This window comes from Thermodesulfobacteriota bacterium, assembly GCA_040757775.1.
Classification (GTDB): domain Bacteria; phylum Desulfobacterota; class UBA8473; order UBA8473; family UBA8473; genus UBA8473.
In genome coordinates, this window is sequence record JBFLWQ010000021.1 from 28,785 (window position 1) to 45,109 (window position 16,325).

A 16,325-nucleotide genomic window follows, 5' to 3' on the forward strand; every position below is an offset into this window, starting at 1 on the left:
GATGATCTTTTTAGTTGACGGGTTTTTGCTTGACAATAGTGGGGGTAAGGAATATCAGAAGTTCGGTTACCTCGTCCTTTTTGTATTTGCTCTTAAACAGCCACCCAAGGATGGGAATATTTGATAAGAACGGGACGCCGCTTATTGCATCAGTCTGCGTACTTTCATAAATTCCACCGATTACCGTAGTATCCCCGTCTTTCACAATAACCTCTGTTTCTGCGCTCCTGGTATCTATGCCTGGTTCTCCACCATATCCTGTTTGAGAAGATTTCTGATCTTTCTTTGCCAAGACCTTCATTATAATACTTCCATCCGGTGTGATGTGGGGGGTAACTTCCAGTAACAGGGTAGCCATTTTGAATTCCGTTGATACTGTCCCTTCTGAGCTCATTTTAGGGTAAGGAAGGGCTACCCCTTGTTCTATCTTCGCCTTTTTGTTATCCATGGTAATGATCTTTGGTCTTGATATAATCTTTACCTTTTCGTCCTTTTCCATCGCTGTTAGCTTTAAATCCAGTGTTGCTGAAGAATTTACAAGACCGAACCCCAATCCTCCATGGGTTAAACTGGAGGGGAGATTTATAGCATAATTGCTGCCTGCTGTTCCTGAAACAGTATAAGTGCCCGATGAAACACCTCTTGAATATGTTCCACCCCATTGAACGCCAAGTTCTCTTGTAAATGTCGGATTGCTCTGTACTATTCTTGCCTCGATCAGTACCTGGGGGGTTGGAGTATCCAACTCCCTTATTATCTTTTTTGCTTCGCTTACAATCCCTTTAATGTCGGTGATGAGTATAGAATTTGTCCTTTCATCAGCAGAGGCTTTCCCCCTTTTAGATAACTTGTTCTGTATATGGGGCAAAATGTCTTTAGCCACAGCATAGTTTATACGGATTGTCTCTGTAACTAATTCTTCAACCTCTTGTGTTCCTTTCTTTTTTTCTATCAGGGAATGTTCTTCCTTGGCGATTTTTTCATAAGGGGCAATCCTGATAATATTTCCTGCCCTGATCATTCCCAGATTATTGGTGTCCAGAATGACATCCAGCGCCTGATCCCACGGGACATCAACCATTCTGATTGTAACCTTGCCTTTAACTTCGTCTCCGAAAACTATGTTCAGGTTACTAACCTCGGCTATCAGCCGAAAGAGATTCCTTATATCTGCATCCTTAAAGTCCATTGAGACCCTTTTGCCAGTATATTTTCCCTTTACACCCCCTTCCACAGGGGTTAACTCCACAGCAGGTGTCATCTTTTCAGCTTTTTCTGTCTGAAACCCTTCTTCAGAGTTCCGGGTTTCTCCTGCCCTCATAGCTGCTTCAACCTCTGTCCTTGGTACAGCAGATACAGGCGGAGCGGAAGCTGTCTCTTTATGTAATGCCTTCTGGGGCTGATTGAATTCGAGATATATTCTGTTTTCCTCCTGAATAATATGATATGGTACCATAGTTCTCAATGTTATATCAATCTTAGCAGTATTTTTGCCTGAACTTATGGTTTGATTAGGTTTAATTAGTCTTACAGCACTGTTAATTTCTTTAATCTCCATGACTTCCCGGAGTTTTTTCGGGATATCCATTTCAACCAATTCCAGAACCAGTGTATCCTTAGCCACCCTGGAAAGATTATATCGGGCTTTACTGGATGTGGATATTATAATCTGAGACTTTCCTGTTATCTGCCTGAAATCTATGCCTTCAACTGTTCCCCCTTCTTTAGCTTTTGTTTTATCGACAGAGGTTAATTCTGGATCTGTGGGTTTCTTTATATAGAGAACGAGTCTATTGGCATCCTTAGCCACTTCATAATCTGCCATTTTATTCAGAGCAATCTCTATTCTGCCAACTGTCCCGGTTTTATTATCAAACTTTGTAATGTTTATATTGTCTATAATACCATTGCCTGCTTCTATAGTTCCTGTCAGTTTCCCCAAATCAGCGTTAGGTATATCAACAACTATCTTAGGAGGATCGGCTAACTTGAACACTGTATATGACATAGCGCCAAGTCCCTGGATAGTAAGTTTAGTTCTGTCCGCCTCTTGTGAAATTTCTAACCTCTGGATTTTAGATGCCAAACTCTCTTCCGATTTGATAGTCTCTGATTTAATCTGAAGGCTTTTGGGAGAGCACGCAAAAATCAGGAAGGTGGATATTACCATGGAGAAAAACATCAACCCCCTTACCCGCTTTTTTCGTTGGATATTGGGATTATTGCAAACAATATTCCCTGGATACTTCATGGTGTTTCTCCTTCTTCAGCGTTACGGAGTTTGAGAGAAGCCGTTCTGGTTTTGGTCTTTCCGTGATAATTACGGTACTCTTCTCTTATTATTATCCTGTCCTTCAGTATATTAATAACCCTTCCATTATTTTCACCTATAAGGGTCCCTTTCTTTAACACATATCCTTTGCCTTCAGTGTCCTCAACCATAGCAGCAGAGATATTTTTATCATCCCTCCATATGATTCCGATGAGCTTTAACTGATTAAAACTGTATCTCTGAAGTGGGGTGAGATGGTCACCTTTTTTCTTGCTTTTACCCACTGTAGCTTTGGAGATAAACGGTTTGAAAGGATCCCTCTTTCCGGTAACACTGTATTGGTATTTAACCTTTTCATTCTTAATCTCACTTTTTTTCTCAGATGTTGCTTTTTGAGATTCATTGACGTTCCTATTCCTACCAATATTTTTGGGAAGGGAATCGGTTGATTGGGATTTAGTCTCTGAGTTTATTAAAATAAACGAAAAAAACAGGACAATGGAAAGAAGTAGTATTTCAATCTTAGAACGACTACTTCCCTTTGGTATTCTTAGTCGCACTTTTATCTTCTTTCTCAAGAAATTTAAAGGTTGTTGCCATGCAAGAGACAGTCAATGAATCCTCTCCATCAGGAATTTTTGTATTACTCATATTCAGGTTTGTAATATTTACTATGCGTGGTAACTTACTCACCTTGTCAAAGAAGGCAGCAACCTTGTGAAATCTTCCTAACACCTTAATATCAACAGGAATTTCAGCATAAAAATCTCGTTTAACCTCTGGCATTGGCTTGAAAAACAAAAACTCAAGTTCTGCCTCCCTTCCCAAACTGGATATGTTGGCAAGTAAACTGGGGATTTCTTTTTTGTCAGGAAGTTGGGTCAATGCCATGGTAAGTTCTGCATTCAACTTTGCCACTTCTTGCTTAAATTTTACCAGTTTTCTGGCGATAGTCTGTTTTTTTATCAAATCTGACTGCAATTGATCCAATTTAGATTGAAGTTCGCTTATCTCATTTTGTTTGGACATATAAAAAAGGTAGTAGTAAGCAGCAGATATTAAAAACAAGACACCTATAAGTATCATTATCTTTTTTGCAGTAGGCAATTTTGCTATTTTATCCAGTGCATCAGCCACTTCAATTACTCGCTACTTTTCAGGTAGTAATACCTGGCATGTGATATCGAACCTTTTAAGTTTCAAACCTTCCCATATTTCTTGCTGTGATTGAATAAGCTCAATATCTGAGAAATAGGTTGACCTTTCCATGTTCTTCATAAAACTGGCAATCGTTTCATTATCCAGCGCTATACCACTCAGGGTTAATTTTAGATCGGTTTCTTGCAGTGAGCTAATCCATAATCTGTTTGGGGTGCTTTTACTGAGTTCATAAAGTATTTGTACCGGGCCAGTCTTTTTACGACTCAGCATGTCAATAACCTTAATCTTGTCCTCCAATTCTTTCTTCCTTTTTTGATATTCCTTGACATCTCCCACTACTTTATCTAAGCGATTGATCTCATCTTCGGTACTTTTAATCTCATTGTTTAGCGTGTTGATTTTCCTGGATGCATTAATATGAAAATAACCAAGGACAAGTGCCAACAATACTACAGAGAGAATACCTATAGATACAGATTGCCTTGCACTTTCTCTCTTTCTTGCTTCCCTTATCGGTAATAGATTTATCCTTATCATTTGTCCCCAGCCCGTCTTAATGCCAAACCTACACCCACAGCCATCAGCGGAGCGATGTATTCAAGGTATTCTGAGTCAAAAGCCTTTTCACTAAAATCAATACCTGCAAATGGGTTTACTACCTCTACAGGAATATCTGCTACCCTATCCTCTATGAGTCTTTTTAATTCAATGCTCTTTGAGCATCCTCCGCTCAGATATATCTTATTGATGCGTTCATCTGCAAAGGTTGCCCAGAAAAAGTCCATAGACCTTTGAATCTCTGTAGCCAGTGAGAGAGATGCCTCCGTAACAACATCCTCTATCTCTCTATAGTCGATCTCCTTGACCTGTCCACCTATCTTCAGAAGTTCGGCTTCCTCGTAGCTAATATCCTTCCTCTTTTGAATCTCCGCAGTAATCTTATTGCCCCCAATAGATATATCTCGTGTAAAAACAGACATACCATTTTTAAGAATAGTCATGTTCAAAATACTGGCACCAATATCAACAAGGGCTATTACCTCACCTTCATTATATGGATAATTTATTTCAAACATATTCTCTAAGGCAAAGGAATCAACATCCATCACAACGGCATTCAACCCGGCTTCTTTTATTACCTTAATGTAATCGTTAATAATGTCCTGTTTAGCAGCTACCAGGAGTACATTCATTTGAGTCTTGTCTTCGGGGTTTTCTCCCAGTATCTGAAAATCAATATTCACATCATCAATCTCAAAGGGAATGTACTGTTCTGCTTCCCATTTAATTGATTCCTCAAGCTCATTCTCACTCATAACGGGCAGAGATATATTTTTAATGATTACAGAGTGTCCGGATATTGAAGTGGCTACATTTTTAGTTTTTATGTCAAGATTCGACACTAAATTTTTGATGATATTGGTAACAGCGCTCTGGTCCTTTAAGGCTCCATCGACAATAGTACCTGGAGGCAGGAAGCCAATCCCCACATTCTTTAGCTGATAGCCATTTTTGATTTCCTGAAGTTCCAATAGTTTAACAGAGCTGGAACCTATATCTATGGCAATAATGTCCTTCTTTGGAAAGAAAATCATAGTTAAAGACTCTCAAAATAAAATGAAACTTACATACCTCAAAGAGACACAAAGAATAAAGAAAATGTCTTTGCGAGGAGTTCGCCATAGGCGAATGACGAAGCAAACTCAAAGGATGGGATTGCTTCATCCGCCTCTGGCGGATTCGCAATGACAGGAATAAATGCATTTTCAAATGAAATATGATATGTAGTTAAAATTAAAATTGAATAAAAAAATATCATAACCCAGCAGCAGTGTCAAGATTCATTTCTAATTCCTTTTTTAACTTTTTTTTTGTTATTAAGGTTTTCATTCCTTGGATTCTTTGGACTTTTAAACTGGTAAATAATCTCATCTTCTTTGGCTAACCCCAGCCCCTGTCGGGCTATCCCTTCTATGTAACTTCTGTCTTTCTTCAGAGAATAAATCTTTGTTTTTAAATTACGGTTTTGTTCCTCGATATTATTATTAAGTGCCTTTATCTGATCCCTCTCTTTAGATAAACGGTAAATATGGATAATTCCCCGTTCCCTGAAGGTGGTGAAGAATATCATGACAAGAATTAATAATAGTAAAATAAGCAGGTATTTCTTATCTATCTTCTTTTTACGCCTCATTCATTTTCCCTGTTCTGTATCCCTCTAAGTCCAAAGTAATATACGTAAATCCGAATTCCTTAAACTTGGTTACTATCTTGAGCATGGTGTTTTTATCATAGAACCTGGGCATCTCCTGAAGATCAGCCTCAATTCTAGCAATCTCTTTGTGGTATCTTACGCGAAACTGTTTAAAACCCATGTCCCTTAAGAATCTTTCACACTTACCGACCTTGTTTAACAGTTCATAGGTAATTTCTGTTCCATAAGGGAACCGGGATGACAGACAGGCAAAAGAAGGCTTGTCCCAGATAGAAAGATGTAGTCTTCTGCTCAATTTTCTGATTTCATCCTTTGTAAACATGGCTTCTAAAAGGGGGCTGCGAATTCCTATCTCTCTTGCCGCTTCCATACCAGGTCGGAAATCTTCCCGATCAACATAGTTTGTTCCGTCTGCTACCCAGTCTAACTGGAAATCCTCAGCCTTCTTCATACATATTCCAAACAGTTCCTTTTTGCAGTAATAGCATCTCCTCCTGGTATTTTTATAGAAATCCGGCATCTCTAATTCATTGGTTTGGACAATCAAGTGTCTGACACCTATCTCTGAAGCCAGTCTCTGGGCATCTTCAAATTCATACTCCGGGTAGGTAGGAGAAAGTCCGGTTAGGGCTAAGACTTTGTCTCCCAATTCGTCATGGGCAACCTTTAGTAAGAAGGTGCTGTCTACCCCTCCGGAAAATGCAACCAGTACAGAGCCCATACCCCTGATTATCTCTTTCAGCCTTTCAAACTTTTCATCTATTATATCAATCATGCCAGTATAGAGTCCCTTGACCAGGAGACTGCATCGTAATTCCCTTTTTTGTCATTTCGAGTCCGCCTCTGGTGGACGAGAAATCTTAATCGTCAGTAATGTTAAGATATTAAGATTCCTAACGGAGCCTGCCCCGAGCAAAGTAACAAGGCTCCTTACGGAGTTTACCTTAAGCGAGGTAACAAGATTCCTCGCTTTGCTCGGAATGACGGGCTAGGGGTTCGGAATGACGTTTAAGTATTTTAGATGCCTATTCCTTGCTTTGTCAAGAAAAATCTAGTTTCTTCAATAGGTTAAGACTATGCTCCAGATAAATCCCCGAAGCGATAAGCTGCTTGACAAATTGTCTAGTTTGCCGTACTCTTTAAATAATTGAACCACACAGCATTATACGGGCGTCATAAATGTCGCCCCTACTATTTTCATAAATCAATTTTCATCGTTCGTGGGTGACGTAGCCGTCATGAGCAATTACAGAAGAATAATTGTAGATCGGGAGACAGTACCAGTTGAGGATTTACAGGGAAGTAAAGCTTGTTATCTATGATTGTGACGGGGTTATGTTTGAAAGCAGAAGGGCAAACCTGGCATATTACAATTTTATACTTGATAAATTTGGAAAGCCCCCTATAGATGAAAAAGATCCCCTTTTGACCCATATTGCCCATACCCATACGAGTAAACAGGTAATAGACATTCTCTTTAAAGAAGATACAAGACTGAGTGAGGCACATAAATTTACGAGCCGTCTTGACTATACCCCTTATTTGCAGTACATGGAAATAGAACCAGGGCTTATTGAAATGCTGGAGTTGCTGAAAGACAACTATTATGTAGCTATTGCTACCAACAGGGGCATCACTTTACAGACTATCCTCCGCCGTTTTGACCTCGAGAAGTATTTCCAGTATTCGGTTACATCCCTGGATGTGAAGATGCCCAAACCTCATCCCGAATGTCTTTTGAAAATCATGGATCATTTTAAATTACCTGAAGAGGCAGCTTTGTATATAGGAGATTCTGAGATAGACATGGAAACAGCTAAAAATGGGGGAGTAGGGTTTATTGCGTATAAAAATAGCTTATATACTCCTTTGAAGATAATGACCCATCTGGAGCTTAAATGTATCCTTGGGTTATAGGAAAAAAATGTGAAAGTGAGTATTGGAGGAATCAAAAGGTGAAGGTTTTGCTAACAGGTGGTGCAGGGTTTATCGGTTCACATGTATCTGATATGTTGATTGATAAAGGCCATGAAGTGATTGTAATAGACAACCTCTCATCAGGAAAAGAGGAAAACCTGAATCCAAAGGCTGTATTATACAAGGAAGACATAAGGGATTCGGTTATAAAAGAAATCATGGAAAGGGAGAGAACGGAAGCAGTGATCCATCATGCAGCACAGGTAAATGTCAGAGATTCTGTTGAAGACCCTCTTTATGATATGGATATAAATATTGGCGGTACCTTGAATCTGCTGGAAAATTCTATCAAAAATGGGGTTAAAAAGTTTATCTTTGCTTCTACAGGAGGGGCAATTTATGGTGAACAGAGTTGTTTCCCTGCAGATGAAACCCATCCCACCAAACCTCTAAGCCCTTATGGTATTACCAAATTGACTTGTGAAAAGTATCTCTATTATTATCACAAAACCTATGGTCTAAATTATGTCTCTCTGAGGTACAGTAATGTATACGGGCCAAGACAGGATCCGTATGGGGAAGCCGGGGTTGTTGCAATATTTTCCCAAAAAATGCTGGCAGGGGATCAGCCTGTTATAAATGGAAGTGGAGAACAGACCCGCGATTATGTTTTTGTGGAAGACGTAGCAAGGGCAAACATACTCACTTTACAGAGGGATGTTTTTGGGGAGTTCAATATTGGGACAGGGATAGAAACCACTGTTAACAGTCTGTTTGCAGAGATAAAGACTCTTGCAGAATCTAAAGTTAAAGCTGTCCATGGAGAGGCTAAAAAGGGAGAGCAATTCCGTAGCGTCTTAGACTGGTCAAAGGCTAAAAGAGAGCTTGGATGGGAGCCGGGGGTTTCATTGAAGGAGGGGCTCGGACGAACACTTGCCTTTTTTCAGGGCTAACTAATTATTTGACATCCATAAGTTACGGTGTTATTGTCTCCTTTGGAGAATGGGAGAAAAACCCTTCCGCCTGAGGCGGAAAGACTTCAGTTTGATCTTTTGCACCGTAAGGGTTCAAGATGCCGAGAACGTGGGAACTTGATCCCTTGAATCCTTGAACCCTTAAGCCATCAGCTTTAGCTTATGGTAGTCGACTTTTAAAATAAAAACCAGGAATTTGGATTTCTATAATGCGTATATGTGTTATTGACGGACAGGGTGGTGGCATTGGCAGTGCCCTCATCAGGAGATTGAAAGAGGAGTTTCAGGAGAGGATTGAAATAATAGCCCTGGGGACCAATTCAATCGCTACCTCTGCCATGATGAGAGCGAAGGCTAATAAAGGAGCAACAGGTGAGAATGCAATAGTTAGAACAGTTCCTTCAGCCGATATAATCATAGGGTCACTGGGGATAGTTATTGCCAATTCAATGATGGGGGAACTTACGCCAAAGATGGCTGAGGCTATTTCTTCCAGCCCGGCAAAAAAGTTACTCTTGCCTATGTTGCAAGAAAAGGTAGAGATTGTGGGAGTTGCTCCCGAACCCTTACCACATTTGGTAGAGTGCCTGGTAACTGAAAAACTTAAGGAGTGGGTAAACAATGTGTGAAGCTAATGCATATTTGGAACGAGATGGCGAGGAAGAACTAATCCTGGAAAGTGTAGATATTATAGAGCCTGAAGACGGCAAAGTGTTTATCAGGAATATCTTTGGGGAACAGAAAATACTGAACAGCAGGATTAAGAAGATTTCCTTAATTGACCATAAGATACTTCTGGAAGAAATAGGTTAATGTAAGACCCCTGAGAAGGTATACCTTTTGCTTCAAGCGTTGATGTTGATTTACCAGAGGCTATATGATTCTTTTGGGCCGCGGGGATGGTGGCCTGGTGATACCCCTTTTGAGGTAATAGTGGGGGCAATACTTACCCAGAACACCTCCTGGGAAAACGTAGAAAAGGCCATTACCATACTTAAAAAGGACAAACTGCTTCACCCGGAGAGATTGTATTGTATCGAAGAATCCGTACTGGCAGAGGCTATCAGGCCATCAGGGTATTACAACATAAAAGCCCGAAGATTAAAAAAATTCATGGATTTTTTATTCGGGGAATACAATGGGGACCTTTCTCTGATGTTCTCTGAAGGCATGGAGCTTCTGAGGGGGAAGCTCCTGGGTGTTAACGGGATAGGTGAAGAGACAGCCGACAGCATACTTCTCTATGCAGGATGCAAACCTGTCTTTGTAGTAGATGCCTATACCAGAAGGGTTTTCGCGCGCCATAATTTTGTTTCCGACAACACCAGCTACCATGAAATCCAGAACCTGTTCATGAAGAACCTGCCTAAAGACGTTGAGCTTTACAATGAGTACCACGCTTTAATAGTCCACCTTGGTAAAAACTTCTGTAAAAGAAGACCAGACTGTACCCTTTGCCCCATTTCGTCACCTGAATTTTTCCTTGACAGATCACTATGATTTAACTATTTATTTTGCCATTGACATTTCACGTAACTACTTGATATGCATCAGTTATTTATAAAAGGAGGATATCTATGGACAGACAGAATATAACTCTATCCCTGCCTAAATCATTATTGAAGAAGGCCAAAATAATTGCCGCAAGCAAAGAAAAATCCCTGAGTGAATTCTTAAGAGAATCACTTGAGGAAAAAGTCAGAGGAGCTAATGGTTATAAAAAAGCGAGGGGGAGACAATTAAAAATTCTCAAAGAAGGGCTTGACCTTGGGACAAAAGGACACATTACAACCACGAGGGAAGAAGTTCATGGCAGACGATAAAGTTTTCCTTGATACTAACATCATCATATATGCCTATGATGTGAGTGCATGAGAAAAACACGAAATAGCCAAGAAAATCCTCGTTGATTTATGGGATTCAGGGTTGGGGGTCATAAGTACCTAGGTACTCCAGGAATTTTTTGTTGCCGTCACCCAAAAGCTATCAAAACCATTGGATAAAAGATTAGCCAGGGAAATTGTGAGTGATTTTTTGAAATGGGATGTTGTGATTAATGATGGTGAGTCTATTTTAGAAGCCATAGAGATTCTTTTAAGGTACGGGTATTCCTTCTGGGATTCACTGATTATTGAGGCAGCTATAAGGAGTGGCACTGTAATATTGCTGTCTGAGGACCTGTCTCATGGACAGACAATTAATAGAGTGACCATTAAGAATCCTTTTAGAATTTGAAGCCTCTCTACCAACCTATTAATATAAGGAGGATGGGGCTTCTAATCAAAAGAGACTTTTGGAATGGGGTATGTATTGCTGCTGCTGGAGTCGTTAAAAGAGGCGAGCTATGAAAGGCAGGAAAAAGACAGAGGACGTCACCGAGCGCAAACAGGCGGAAGAGGCCCTGCGCAGGAGTGAAATGTTCAATCGCAGTCTGGTAGAGCATCTGCCGCATCTTATCTTTATCAAAGACAGAAACTTGGTCTATCTCTCCTGCAATGCGAACTATGCTCATAGCCTGGGGATTAAACCGGAAGAGATTGTGGGCAAAGACGATTTTGCGTTTTACCCCAGTGAACTGGCTGAAAAATACCGTGCCGACGACAGGACAGTTATAGACACCGGGAAGTTGATTGACATCGAGGAAAAATGCCAGGTTGCCGGTGAGGAGCGATGGGTTCATACGATCAAGGTGCCTTACCGTGACGAGCAGGGCAATATCATTGGTGTACTGGGGATATTTGAGGACATTACCGAGCACAAGCAGGTGGAGGAAGAACGCAGACAGAATACGCAGAAGCTAATAAAGGCTATGGAGTCAACTATTGAAGCCATGGCAACGACAGTTGAAATGCGCGACCCCCATACTGCCGGTCATCAGCAACGGGTAACCAGCCTTGCTTCAGCCATAGCCAGAGAGATAGACCTTTCAGAAGATCAGGTTCGTGGGATTAGCTTAGCAGGGATTGTACACGATATCGGCAAAATTTCTGTGCCGGCAGAGATTCTCAGTAAGCCTGGCCGATTAAGTGAGATCGAGTTCAGTCTGATTAAGGTGCATCCCCAAGTTGGTTACGATATACTGAAGGATATACAATTTCCCTGGCCAATTGCCCAGACCATTCTTCAACATCACGAGAGGATGGATGGATCGGGGTATCCTGCTGGTCTGTGTAAGGAGGCTATCCTGCTGGAAGCACGAATCCTGGCTGTTGCTGATGTTGTTGAAGCCATGGCTTCACACCGGCCTTACCGTGCGGCTATAGGCCTGGATGGAGCGTTGGAGGAAATCTCTATGAACAGCGGTATCCTGTACGATGCGGATGTGGTAGGTGCTTGCATAAGGCTCTTTAAGGAGAAGGGGTTTAAGTTTGAGTAACAAAGCTAGCTTATGTAACATACTAAAATTCTTGTGTTTTCAAAGGGTTAAGTTAGGTAGTTATTCTTTATTATATAAGGAGGAATAGATTATGTCGGATAGTAAGGAAAATTCAAAGAAGAGCACCGATCCTGCGGTTCAAGAGATGATAAATAAGGCAAAAGGTATGGATGTAACAACGGTTTGGGATCGGTATGATGCTATGATGCCACAGTGCGGTTTTGGAGAGACGGGCCTTTGCTGCCGGCACTGTCTGCAAGGACCATGTCGAATCGATCCGTTTGGGGATGAGCCCAAGACCGGGATTTGCGGTGCCAGTGCAGATGTTATGGTTGCCAGGGGCATAGACAGGGCTATTGCCGCCGGGACAGCAGCCCATTCCGGACATGCCAGACATCTGGCACATACAATATTGAAGATGGCAGAGGGTAATGCCCGGGATTATATGGTCAGGGATGTGGAGAAGCTAAAGGCGGTGGCTGCCCGTTTAGGTATCCCGGTCGAAGGACGAAAAGAAAATGACATTGCGCTGGATGTGGCTAAAGCAGCCCTTGAGGATTTCCATGAGAAGGACACCCCTGTCTTATGGGCAGCGACTGTAGTGACTACGGGTCGTGTCAAAGTCCTGACTGACCTGGGTCTGGTACCAAAAGGCATCGATCATGAGATTTCTGAGATTATGCACCGTACCCTCTACGGTGTGGATGCTGATGCAGTCAACCTGCTGCTGGGTGGACTGCGCTGTGGTGTTGCCGATCTGGCTGGCTGCTACATGGGGACAGATTTAGCCGATATCCTTTTTGGGACTCCCAAGCCTGTTGTGACAGAGGCAAACATGGGGGTGATAAGGGCTGATGCGGTTAACATAGCAGTCCATGGTCACAATCCGGTTTTGTCCGATGTGATAGTGTCCGTTGCCAAGGAAATGGAGAAAGAGGCTAGGACAGCCGGTGCCTCAGGTATCAACCTGGTGGGGATATGCTGTACGGGCAATGAGGTAATGATGCGTCATGGCATTCCATCCTGTACCCACTCAGTCAGTCAGGAGATGGCTATCATGACCGGGGCGTTGGATGCCATGGTAGTTGATTACCAATGTATTATGCCTTCTCTGGTTACTGTAGCTGAATGTATGGGTACTACAGTTGTTACTACTATGGATATATGTAAGATCTCAGGTGCCACCCATGTAGACTTTTCAGAAGAGGCGGCAGCGGAAAAGGCAAGGCAAGTTATCAGTATTGCTGTTAAAAACTTTTCTAAGAGGGTAAAAAGACCTGTGGACATTCCGAATATTAAAACTCCGGTCGTTGCCGGATTCTCGGTAGAAGCCATTGTTGCGGCATTATCCAGGCTGGATGCTAAAGACCCCCTCAAGCCTCTCATTGACAATATAAAGGCCGGTAACATCAGAGGTGTATGTCTTTTTGCCGGGTGTAATAATGTTAAGGTACCTCAGGATAAGAATTTTACAGTTATTGCGCGAAAATTGCTGAAGGAGAATGTCTTGGTGGTTGCCACAGGTTGTGGAGCCGGTGCGCTCATGCGCCATGGTTTTATGAATCCTGCCAATGTGGACGAATTATGTGGCAATGGGCTTAAAGCCGTCCTGACAGCCATAGGGGAAGCAAATAACCTGGGTGGCCCTCTGCCGCCTGTATTGCATATGGGTTCATGTGTAGATAACTCACGGGCAGTGGCTTTAGCTGTTGCTGTTGCCAATTATCTGGGAGTTGATACTGATAAGCTTCCTGTGGTGGCTTCAGCGGCAGAGGCTGTATCTGAAAAGGCTGTCTCCATTGGTGCCTATGCGGTTGCCGCAGGATTACCAACCCACGTAGGCGTAATGCTCCCTGTTCTGGGCAGCCCTTTGGTAACACAGGTATTAACAGAAAAGGTAAAGGACTTAACAGGCGGCTACTTTATTGTAGATCTTGACCCTGATTCTTCAGCAGACAAGCTTCTCAGTGCCATTGATGCCCGTCGGGCTGGTTTGGGACTGAGCTAGATAACGGGAAACCATACATTATTGTCCCTCTCGGGGAATGGGAGGAAAACCCTTCTGCCTGAGGCGGAAGGGTTTCAGTTCGATCTTTTGCGCCGTAAGGGTTTGAGAGGTCGAGGATTCCAAGATTCGAGAGTAGTAAAGAAAAAGCTATCGGCTTTAGCCGATAGTAGTTGACAAAAGGAATAGGAGGCTATTATGTCTCAGTCAAAAGAGATATTTGTCAGATTGGATCGTTGTGTGGGATGTCATACCTGCAAAATTGCTTGTTCAGTAGAACACTCCAAAAGCAAAAACCTGTTCGAAGCCATCTCAGAACAGCCAACCCCTAAAACCCGTGTCTATGTGGAATGGGTGCCCCCGGATCGTAAGGTTCCGATATTATGCCGCCACTGCGAGGATGCCCCATGTATGCACGCCTGCATAAGTGGTGCTATCAGTCGTACCGAGGAAGGAATTGTCATAACCAACAGTGATAAGTGTATAGGATGCTGGACGTGTGTAATGGTTTGTCCCTATGGTGTTATTGGACGACATCTGGAGACCCGCAAGGCGTATCGCTGTGACCGATGTCCGGACATTCAGTCTCCTGCCTGCGTGGATGCCTGTCCCACCCAGGCTCTGGTTTATCGGAGCGTTGCGGCATTTTCTGGTGATGTCCGTCAAGATGTGGCCAGAGAGATGGTCTCTGGAGAAGGGAGATAATGTGGCAGTAAAACAGATGCAATATGTTGTCATTGGGGCAAGCGCAGCCGGAATGGCAGCTGCAGAGGCAATTCGGAAACTGGATTCACAGGGTTCTATCATAGTCCTATCAGAAGAACAGGATATGCCGTATTTCCGGCCTATGGTCCCTTTTATCATAAACGGCAAAAAGAAGTTCCCGGAGATGATGCTTATAGGTCAGGGACCCTACCAGGGTGCCAATATTGGTGTCCGACTTGATTCCAGAGTGAAGGCAGTGAATACAGCCGAGCAAAAGGTTTCTATTAAGAGTGGTGAGGAATTGCTATACGATAAACTGCTTGTTGCCACCGGCAGTCTGCCTAATATTCCGTCTGACATCAAAGGGGTGGAAGCTGAAGGTGTCTTTGTATTACGGACCATTGCCGATGCCCGTGCCATAGCTCGTAGAGCAGAGACTGCCAGACATGCTGTGATGCTGGGAGGAGGTTTATTAAATCTCAAAGCAGCCTTTGCTTTGCTTGAACGAGGACTGGATGTAACATTAATCGTGAAATCCCCTAATGTTCTCTCAAGGCTGATGGAGCCTGACGATACAGTATTGATTCGTGAAGCTTTAAATAAAGCAGGCATGAAATTGATGACTGGATCGAATGTTACCCAAATCTTATCCGATTCCACAGGGGTCATTGGAGTACTGCTGGAGAGTGGCAGGGAGATTGCCTGTCAAATGGTTTGTATCGGCAAGGGAATCCGTGCCAATGTAGAATTTCTTGACAAAAGCGGTATCCTTGTAGACCAGGGCGTGGTAGTTGACAAGTTCACCCGCTCCAATATTCAGAATGTCTTTGCAGCCGGGGATGTGGCAGTGACATTTGATCCAATTACAGGAGAAAGAATTGTAACCGGGCTCTGGACTAATGCAGCGGAGATGGGTAACTGTGCCGGACGGAATATGGCGGGCCAGCCAAGTATTTATTCAGGAACCTTTGGCATTTTAAATGCAACCCAGGTGGCTGATGAACCATTCGTGTCTATGGGTATCGTCCATACGAAGGGGACCGATTATGAGACACACATTAGAGCCACTCCAAAGACCTATCGTAAATTGGTTTTTACCCCGGACGGAACCAGGCTTGTTGGCGCCCTATTTATCGGTGATATCTCGAAGGCAGGATTATACCGTTACATAATTCGTGAAAGGATGCCTGTAAAGGATATAAAGTCAGATATAGTAAATCATCGACTTCATTATGGTTACTTTTTAAGGTAATGCTCCATGCGTTCATCAAAAAGACTCAATACACTCCTGAGCGGGAACTAAGGATAGCCCGGAAAAGAATGAAGGAGGTTCGAAATGGCTGACTTAAAATATGAACCCGTTTCTCATGATCATAAAGCATTTCTCAAGAAGGCTAAGAAGCGTGAAGGGTTCCGTAAAGCATACGAAAATTTGGAGGGAGAATATCTCCTTGCCCGTGAGATGCTATCGGCGCGCTCAAAGTCCGGCCTCACTCAAGAGGCTGTTGCAGAACTAATGGGAACGACAAAAAGTGCAGTATCACGGCTGGAATCTGCAGACAAGCATATTCAGTATGCACAAGCCGTAGGCTGCGATTTGGAAATCAAATTAGTCCCTAAAGCTTGCCCAACAATACGTTCCACCGGATTGCCCAAAAAGCGGCTTTCCCGGTGAAGTTTATGTTGGATGATGGCAATAC

General features: G+C 42.7%; 19 protein-coding genes and 1 pseudogene. 13 read left to right on the forward strand and 7 right to left on the reverse strand.

Going from position 1 to position 16,325, the window contains the following annotated elements; translation table 11 throughout:
• Positions 1–10 precede the first annotated feature (10 nt).
• The 7 genes from pilQ to larE all read right to left on the reverse strand — a co-directional run bounded on the left by pilQ (position 11) and on the right by larE (position 6,423).
• The gene (gene pilQ / locus AB1401_12065; GenBank protein ID MEW6616180.1) at positions 11–2,251 is read right to left on the reverse strand and encodes a type IV pilus secretin PilQ; all 2,241 of its coding nucleotides are present in this window, start codon (positions 2,249–2,251) and stop codon (positions 11–13) included.
• On the reverse strand, positions 2,248–2,832 hold the full coding sequence (locus tag AB1401_12070; protein MEW6616181.1) for a pilus assembly protein PilP: 585 nt from the start codon (positions 2,830–2,832) through the stop codon (positions 2,248–2,250). The genes pilQ and AB1401_12070 overlap by 4 nt, the downstream gene beginning before the upstream one ends.
• Positions 2,804–3,409 (reverse strand): type 4a pilus biogenesis protein PilO, encoded by a 606-nt coding sequence (locus tag AB1401_12075; GenBank protein ID MEW6616182.1) that lies wholly within the window; start codon positions 3,407–3,409, stop codon positions 2,804–2,806. The genes AB1401_12070 and AB1401_12075 overlap by 29 nt, the downstream gene beginning before the upstream one ends.
• Before the next feature lie 12 nt (positions 3,410–3,421).
• Positions 3,422–3,970 carry a PilN domain-containing protein gene (locus AB1401_12080; GenBank protein ID MEW6616183.1) on the reverse strand — a complete coding sequence of 183 codons (549 nt, stop codon included), beginning with the start codon at positions 3,968–3,970 and terminating at the stop codon, positions 3,422–3,424.
• The gene (gene pilM / locus AB1401_12085) at positions 3,967–5,028 is read right to left on the reverse strand and encodes a type IV pilus assembly protein PilM (GenBank protein ID MEW6616184.1); all 1,062 of its coding nucleotides are present in this window, start codon (positions 5,026–5,028) and stop codon (positions 3,967–3,969) included. The genes AB1401_12080 and pilM overlap by 4 nt, the downstream gene beginning before the upstream one ends.
• A gap of 239 nt (positions 5,029–5,267) precedes the next feature.
• The gene (locus AB1401_12090) at positions 5,268–5,627 is read right to left on the reverse strand and encodes a septum formation initiator family protein (protein MEW6616185.1); all 360 of its coding nucleotides are present in this window, start codon (positions 5,625–5,627) and stop codon (positions 5,268–5,270) included.
• The gene (larE, locus tag AB1401_12095) at positions 5,617–6,423 is read right to left on the reverse strand and encodes an ATP-dependent sacrificial sulfur transferase LarE (protein MEW6616186.1); all 807 of its coding nucleotides are present in this window, start codon (positions 6,421–6,423) and stop codon (positions 5,617–5,619) included. The genes AB1401_12090 and larE overlap by 11 nt, the downstream gene beginning before the upstream one ends.
• Positions 6,424–6,932: 509 nt before the next feature.
• On the opposite strand from larE, the gene AB1401_12100 reads away from it, so the two are divergent.
• The 13 genes and pseudogenes from AB1401_12100 (at position 6,933) to AB1401_12160 (ending at position 16,300) form a co-directional block, all read left to right on the forward strand.
• Positions 6,933–7,565, forward strand: coding sequence for an HAD family hydrolase (locus AB1401_12100; GenBank protein ID MEW6616187.1), 633 nt, complete (start codon positions 6,933–6,935; stop codon positions 7,563–7,565).
• Positions 7,566–7,603: 38 nt separating this feature from the next.
• Positions 7,604–8,518, forward strand: coding sequence for an NAD-dependent epimerase/dehydratase family protein (locus AB1401_12105; protein ID MEW6616188.1), 915 nt, complete (start codon positions 7,604–7,606; stop codon positions 8,516–8,518).
• A gap of 230 nt (positions 8,519–8,748) precedes the next feature.
• Positions 8,749–9,168 carry a DUF3842 family protein gene (locus tag AB1401_12110; protein MEW6616189.1) on the forward strand — a complete coding sequence of 140 codons (420 nt, stop codon included), beginning with the start codon at positions 8,749–8,751 and terminating at the stop codon, positions 9,166–9,168.
• Positions 9,161–9,352, forward strand: coding sequence for a CooT family nickel-binding protein (locus AB1401_12115; protein MEW6616190.1), 192 nt, complete (start codon positions 9,161–9,163; stop codon positions 9,350–9,352). The genes AB1401_12110 and AB1401_12115 overlap by 8 nt, the downstream gene beginning before the upstream one ends.
• 27 nt (positions 9,353–9,379) lie before the next feature.
• Positions 9,380–10,039: an endonuclease III domain-containing protein gene (locus tag AB1401_12120; protein ID MEW6616191.1), complete on the forward strand. Its 660-nt coding sequence runs from the start codon at positions 9,380–9,382 to the stop codon at positions 10,037–10,039.
• 77 nt (positions 10,040–10,116) lie between these two features.
• Positions 10,117–10,362 carry a CopG family transcriptional regulator gene (locus AB1401_12125; GenBank protein ID MEW6616192.1) on the forward strand — a complete coding sequence of 82 codons (246 nt, stop codon included), beginning with the start codon at positions 10,117–10,119 and terminating at the stop codon, positions 10,360–10,362.
• A 172-nt stretch (positions 10,363–10,534) separates the two neighbouring features.
• Positions 10,535–10,774 (forward strand): hypothetical protein, encoded by a 240-nt coding sequence (locus AB1401_12130; GenBank protein ID MEW6616193.1) that lies wholly within the window; start codon positions 10,535–10,537, stop codon positions 10,772–10,774.
• 109 nt (positions 10,775–10,883) lie between these two features.
• On the forward strand, positions 10,884–11,915 hold the full coding sequence (locus AB1401_12135; protein MEW6616194.1) for an HD domain-containing phosphohydrolase: 1,032 nt from the start codon (positions 10,884–10,886) through the stop codon (positions 11,913–11,915).
• Positions 11,916–12,006: 91 nt separating this feature from the next.
• Positions 12,007–13,923, forward strand: a complete 1,917-nt coding sequence (gene cooS, locus AB1401_12140) for an anaerobic carbon-monoxide dehydrogenase catalytic subunit (GenBank protein ID MEW6616195.1) — start codon at positions 12,007–12,009, stop codon at positions 13,921–13,923.
• Between the two features lie 195 nt (positions 13,924–14,118).
• Positions 14,119–14,625 (forward strand): 4Fe-4S dicluster domain-containing protein, encoded by a 507-nt coding sequence (locus AB1401_12145; GenBank protein MEW6616196.1) that lies wholly within the window; start codon positions 14,119–14,121, stop codon positions 14,623–14,625.
• 1 nt (position 14,626) lies between these two features.
• Complete coding sequence (locus tag AB1401_12150; protein MEW6616197.1) at positions 14,627–15,877, forward strand: FAD-dependent oxidoreductase; 1,251 nt, start codon at positions 14,627–14,629, stop codon at positions 15,875–15,877.
• Positions 15,874–15,969, forward strand: a pseudogene (locus tag AB1401_12155) (type II toxin-antitoxin system RelE/ParE family toxin). Before AB1401_12150 ends, AB1401_12155 begins: the two are co-directional and overlap by 4 nt.
• Positions 15,962–16,300, forward strand: a complete 339-nt coding sequence (locus tag AB1401_12160; GenBank protein MEW6616198.1) for a helix-turn-helix transcriptional regulator — start codon at positions 15,962–15,964, stop codon at positions 16,298–16,300. Before AB1401_12155 ends, AB1401_12160 begins: the two are co-directional and overlap by 8 nt.
• Positions 16,301–16,325: the final 25 nt, after the last annotated feature.